The sequence below is a fragment of the Actinokineospora sp. genome (assembly GCF_050699995.1).
Taxonomy (GTDB): Bacteria; Actinomycetota; Actinomycetes; order Mycobacteriales; family Pseudonocardiaceae; genus Actinokineospora.
Window position 1 is genome coordinate 1 of record NZ_JBOHGC010000465.1, and the last position, 5,701, is coordinate 5,701.

At 67.6% G+C, this 5,701-nt stretch carries 3 protein-coding genes and 1 pseudogene; 1 reads left to right on the forward strand and 3 read right to left on the reverse strand.

Features of this window, described 5'->3' with window-relative positions; translation table 11 throughout:
* Positions 1 to 44: 44 nt before the first annotated feature.
* From ACRDSQ_RS23050 to ACRDSQ_RS23060, 3 genes and pseudogenes are all read right to left on the reverse strand, one after another.
* Complete coding sequence (locus ACRDSQ_RS23050) at positions 45 to 536, reverse strand: RICIN domain-containing protein (protein WP_431423950.1); 492 nt, start codon at positions 534 to 536, stop codon at positions 45 to 47.
* A 12-nt stretch (positions 537 to 548) separates the two neighbouring features.
* Positions 549 to 728 (reverse strand): annotated as a pseudogene (locus ACRDSQ_RS23055) (discoidin domain-containing protein); the annotation flags it as partial.
* A 27-nt stretch (positions 729 to 755) separates the two neighbouring features.
* Entirely contained in the window at positions 756 to 2,396 is a 1,641-nt protein-coding gene (locus tag ACRDSQ_RS23060; RefSeq protein WP_431423952.1) for a family 20 glycosylhydrolase, read from the reverse strand.
* A gap of 280 nt (positions 2,397 to 2,676) precedes the next feature.
* On the opposite strand from ACRDSQ_RS23060, the gene ACRDSQ_RS23065 reads away from it, so the two are divergent.
* Positions 2,677 to 5,701 (forward strand): discoidin domain-containing protein (locus ACRDSQ_RS23065; RefSeq protein WP_431423953.1); only part of this gene is annotated, 3,025 nt, incomplete at its 3' end.

Here is a 5,701-nt window from a genome sequence, read left to right on the forward strand (position 1 = left end):
GCGGTGGCCCTGACGGAGGTCGGGGCCACCGCGCTGGGTTGCGGTCAGATCTTGGTGAAGGTCCAGCGTTGTAAGGTGGCGCCGGTGTTGGGTTGCTGGGTGAGTTTCGCGCCGTCGGTGGCTGCCGCGGCGGTGATCGCCAGGCCGCTTGCCTGGGAGATGACGGCGTAGCCGCCTGCGGCGGCGGCGACCAGGGAGAAGCGCTGGTTGGCGGCGGCGGTGCAGGTCCACTGGATGATCGCGGCGCCGGCGGTGGTTGAGCCGCCGCTGACGTCGACGCACAGGCCGTTGTGGACATTCTTCAAGGTGTAGCTGCCGTCGCCGGTGGCCGTGGGGACGAACCGCTGGTTGTTGCCGGTGTGCGGGGCCCACACGATCAGCTGAGTGCCGGTCGCGGTGGACGAGCCGGGGACGTCCATCGCCTTGCCGGAGGTGGTGATCCGGTAGGTGGCCCCGGAGTCGACCGGGCTCGGCGAGTACACCTCGAACTCGTAGAGCGAGTACCCGAAGGTCGTGGCCCGCTGGGTGCCCTGCATCCGCACGTACCGCCCGGAGCCGGACAGCCCGGTGAGGTCGTCGACCCCGCCGTCACCGGCCGTCGTGGTGTGGATCGCCGTCCAGGTCGTGCCGTCGTTCGAGGTCTCGACGCGGTATCCCCTGCCGTAGGCGGCTTCCCAGCTGAGCTTGACCCGGCTGATCGGCTTCGTCGCTCCCAGGTCGACAGTGATCCGTTCTCCGTCGGTGTACCCGCTCGATCAGCGGGTCGCGTAGTCGCCGTCGACGGCGTGGGTGCCGGGGAAGTCGGGCGTCTCCGTGCTGGAAACGGTGACCGGCCTGCCGAAGGCGAGGTTCCCTGGCTGCGCCGCGACCGGCCAGCCGGGGTTGCGCCCGATCGCGGCGACGATCGGCTGGAACGTCGCCCAAGTGCTCACCGGCTTGGGCGAACCCCACGTCTGCTGCGCGAGCATCCGCAGCGAGTCCCGGACCCCGGCGGCGATCTGCGCCTCGGTCTCGGTCTCCGGGTAGTCACACCAGATGTGGATCTTCGACCCGAGGTTCTTGGACTTGGTCGCCGCGGTGAGGGTCTGGTTGCCCTGGAAGGTGTCCGGGGTCCAGGTCTCGTAGCCCCACTTGGTGTCCGGCCGCCCGACGCTCGACTGGTGCAGGACGTAGTAGGTGGGCGTCCAGCTCTCGTTGGAGATCAGGTGGCCGTTGGTGACGTGCTGCTGCGGGGAAAGCCCGTAGGTGAACCAGAACTCGACGATGATGTTCGGGTTCACCGTGATGGCACTGCCGCCGAACAACCCGTCGTTCCAGGCGCGGGTGGTCTTGCCGGACGCGCGCACGATCCCGTTGGCCCAGTTGATGAAGCCGAGGTAGGCGTCCTTGGCGTTCGCGGTCGCGCCGTACTTGGCGCGGGCGTAGGTCTGCAGCTGCGGGTAGGAGTTGTAGTCGGTGACGTACTCGTCGGCGCCGATGTGGAAGTACGGGCCGGGGAAAAGCGGCAGGTACTCGTCGTAGATGTCCTTGATGAGGGTGTAGGCCGCGTCCTTGCTCAGGTCGATGAACCCGTGGTTGACCGTGCCGGTGTTGCTGACCAGCTTGAGATCCGGGTGAGCGGCGAGGATCGGGTCCATGTGGCCGGGCGCGTCGAGCTCCGGCACCACGGTGATCTTGTACTTCGCGGCCAGTGCGATCAGGTCGGTGACCTCCTGCTTGGTCAGGTGCTGGGCCGAGACGTACTCCGGGTGCTTGGCGCTCTCGATCCGGAAGCCCTTGTTGTCCGAAAGGTGCAGGTGGAAGTAGTTCAGCTTGAGGTAGGCCAGCTCCTTGACGTGGTCGCGCAGCCACTGCGGGGTGAAGTACTTGCGTCCGTTGTCGACCATCAGGCCACGCTCGGGCTTGAGCGCCCAGTCGCGGGCGGTGCCCTGCGGGATCGACGTGCCCTGCTTGAGCAGCTGCAGGATGGTGCGGGTGCCGTAGAAAGCGCCCCGGTCGTCCCGCGCGGAGATGGTGATCCGGTCGGTGATGGACAGTGCGTAGCCCTCGGCGCCGAGCGCCGTGTCGGTCGACCCGAGGGACAGCAGGATGTCGCCCGCTCGAAGGTCGGCGGCCGTGCCGGCGAGTTGGGCGATGTCGTTGCCGGTCAACGACTTCAGGTCTTCGGCGAAGGTCTGGCTGGTCGACGCCAGCGCGGGGGTGTCCCGGACGATGCGGGTCGCACTGCTGAAGGAATAGGTGCCGGAGCCACCGGTCCATTCCTGTAGCGCGGGAATGGTCTGCGGTTTCTCATTGGCCGCGGCGGCCGCGGCCGGGGTGACGACAACACCGCCGACCGCGGTGAGGAGTAAAAGCGCGGCGAGCATGCCGCGTGCCAACAATCGCTGAGAGGCCATCGGTGTCCTTCGGGAGCGCGGGGACGGGAACCGGGCAGGTAGTGGTCCAGACCAAAAGAGTGAAGCGCGCCTGTGCGAATGATGTCAATAGTTGTTCATTCACCAGCTGAACCAAACATGAATCATCACCACCCGGCTGTACGGGGCCAAGCGGAGCATTGACAGCGGGCGTCGCGAGCGAGACAGTTCTGCGTAATCCTGCATTAAACTGCCCCGTTTCGATCTAAAACATGCACGAAAGCTGGAGAGTCCCCTGCCCTCCCCCCTGAGAGGTCCAGTAATGAGAGCCCGACTATCCCGTCGCCTCGCCCTCCTCACCGCCGCCGTCCTCAGCGCCGCCGTGCTGCCCCTGATCAGCACCGGAACCGCGTCGGCCACCACGATCGGCAACATCACCGCGTTCACCCAGAGCGGGTCCACCTACGACATCTCGGCGGGAACACCCAAGGTGCGGGTGAGCTTCGCCCAGCCCGGCGTGTTCCGGCTGTGGCTCGCCCCCACCGGCACGTTCAGCGACCCGGTCGGCGGCAAGATCGCCATCAAGACCGACTTCGGCGCGGTCAACACGACCTGGTCCGACGCGGGCGCCTACTACCGGATGAACACCAGCGCGGTGACCCTACGCGCCTACAAGTCCCCGCTGCGCTTCGAGCTCTACCGGGCCGACAACACCACGCCGGTCTGGAAGGAGTCCACCGGCCTGAGCTGGCAGAGCGGCAGCTCGACACAGAGCCTGGTCCGCGGCGCCGACGAGCAGTTCTACGGCACCGGGTTCCGCCTCGGCGCCTGGGCGCTGCGCGACCTGTCGGTCCCGGTCGCGATCAACAACACCTGGCGGGAGGGCACGAACGCCTCCCCCGCTCCGTTCTACCTGTCGACCAACGGCTACGGCGTCGTGCGCAACACCTGGGCACCCGGGCAGTACGACTTCATGTCGACCGTCGGCCTCAAGCACAACGAGACCCGGTTCGACGCGTTCTACTTCGTCGGCGACGGCCCGAAGGACGTGCTGAACCGGTACACCGATGTCACCGGCAAGCCGTTCCTCGCCCCGATCTGGGGCTTCGAGATGGGCAATGCCGACTGCTGGAACGCCTCGAACCCCGACTACCAGGGCGACCACAACCGGATCGACCACCAGACCACCCCCGATGTGGTCAAGTACGCCGACCAGGCGATCGCGGCGGACATGCCCTCGGGCTGGTTTCTCCCGAACGACGGCTACGGCTGCGGGTACACGGGTCTGACGAACGTCGTCTCGCAACTGCAGTCCCGGGGCATCAAGACCGGTCTGTGGACCTCGACTGGGCTGTCCAACATCGGCAACGAGGTCGGCGTGTCCGGCAGCCGCGCGGTGAAGACCGACGTCGCCTGGATCGGCCCCGGCTACCAGATGGCCTTCGACGGCGTGCAGCAGGCTGTCGACGGCATCGAGAACAACAGCGACGCCCGCCGCTTCGTGTGGACGGTCGACGGCTGGGCGGGCACCCAGCGCAACGCGGTCGTCTGGAGCGGTGACACCCACGGCACCTGGGCCGACATGCGCTGGCACGTCCCCGCCATCGCGGGCGCCGGGCTCTCCGCGCTGAACTACGCGGCGGGCGACGTCGACGGCATCTACGCCGGCAGCGCCAAGACCTACGCGCGCGACCTGCAGTGGAAGGCCTTCACCCCGGCCCTGATGACCATGTCCGGCTGGGGTGCGTCGAACCCAGCGACCGGGTTCCACGACAAGCAGCCGTGGCGCTGGGCCGAACCGACCCTGTCGATCAACCGCAAGTACCTCAAGCTCAAGATGCGGCTCACGCCCTACCTGTACTCGATGAGCCGGGTCGCGACCGAGACCGGCACCCCGTCGACCCGGGCCATGGTCCTGGAGTACCCGAACGACCCGGTCGCCCGGGGCAACCAGACCAGCCAGCAGTTCATGGCGGGTGACTCGTTCCTGGTCGCCCCGGTCACCAGCGACACGACCGTGCGCGACGGGATCTACCTGCCCGCGGGCACCTGGACCGACTACTGGTCCGGCAAGACCTACGCCGGACCGGGCTGGCTCAACGGGTACAACGCACCGCTCGACACGCTGCCGCTGTTCGTCAAGGGCGGCGGGATCGTGCCGATGTGGCCGCAGATGAACCGCAGCGGCGAGAAGCCCGCGACGCCAATCACCTACGACGTCTACCCGCGCGGCAACTCGACGTTCTCGCTCTACGAGGACGACGGCCTCACCCGTTCCTACCAGACCGGCGCGTTCGCCAAGCAGCAGGTCGACGTCACCGCCCCCACCTCGGGTGCGGGCGACGTGCGGATCCAGGTCGGCGCCGGCGTCGGCTCGTTCGCAGGCATGCTCGCGAACCGCGGCTACGACTTCGCCGTCCACGTGGCGTCCGCGCCGAGCGCGGTCACCCTGGGTTCGACCACGCTTGTCAAGCACACCACCAAGTCCGCCTACGACACCGCCACGACCGGCTGGTTCTTCGACCCGGCCGACCGGGCGGGCGTGCTGCACGTCAAGACCGGCTCGCAGAGCACGTCGACCGCGTTCACCGTCACCGCGACCGGCACGACCCTGCCCGCCGCGGACGCCATCCCGGCAGGCAGCCAGGTGATCCCGAAGGCGGGCCAGACGGTCCTCTCGGTGGACAGCCAGGAACCCGGACAGCCTGGAAGCAACGCTATCGACGACAACGCGAGCACCATCTGGCACACGGCCTGGTCGGCGGTCAACCCGGACCCGGCGCCGCCGCACGATATCAAGGTCGACCTCGGGGCGAGCTACCAGGTCGACGGACTCCGTTACCTACCAAGGCAAGACGGCGGGATCAACGGAACCATCGGCCAGTACGAGGTCTACGTCAGCGACAACTCCACGACGTGGGGAACACCGGTCGCGACCGGAACCTTCAGCGGCGGAACGACAGAGAAAGCCTTGTCCTTCACCGCGAAGACCGGACGCTACCTCCGACTGCGCGCACTGTCCGAAGTGAACGGTGGGCCGTGGACCTCGGTCGCGGAGATCACCACGCTCGGCAAGCCCGCGACCGCGTCGGCGCCGATTCCCAAGGCGGGACAGAGCATTGTCTCCGCCAGCAGCCAGCAGAGCGGGGAACCGGCGAGCAACACCATTGACGGGAACACCGGGACCTACTGGCACACCAAGTGGTCCGGTGGCGCCGACCCGCTCCCCCACGAGGTCCAGGTCGACCTCGGGGCGAGCTACCAGATCGACGGACTCCGTTACCTACCAAGGCAAGACGGCGGGATCAACGGAACCATCGGCCAGTACGAGGTCTACGTCAGCGACA

What these genes read in the sequence shown, in the direction of transcription:
- ACRDSQ_RS23050 (WP_431423950.1), bottom strand. Translation starts at nt 536, where the DNA reads ATGCAGGGCACCCAGCGGGCCACGACCTTCGGGTACTCGCTCTACGAG.
- ACRDSQ_RS23060 (WP_431423952.1), bottom strand. Translation starts at nt 2,396, where the DNA reads ATGGCCTCTCAGCGATTGTTGGCACGCGGCATGCTCGCCGCGCTTTTA.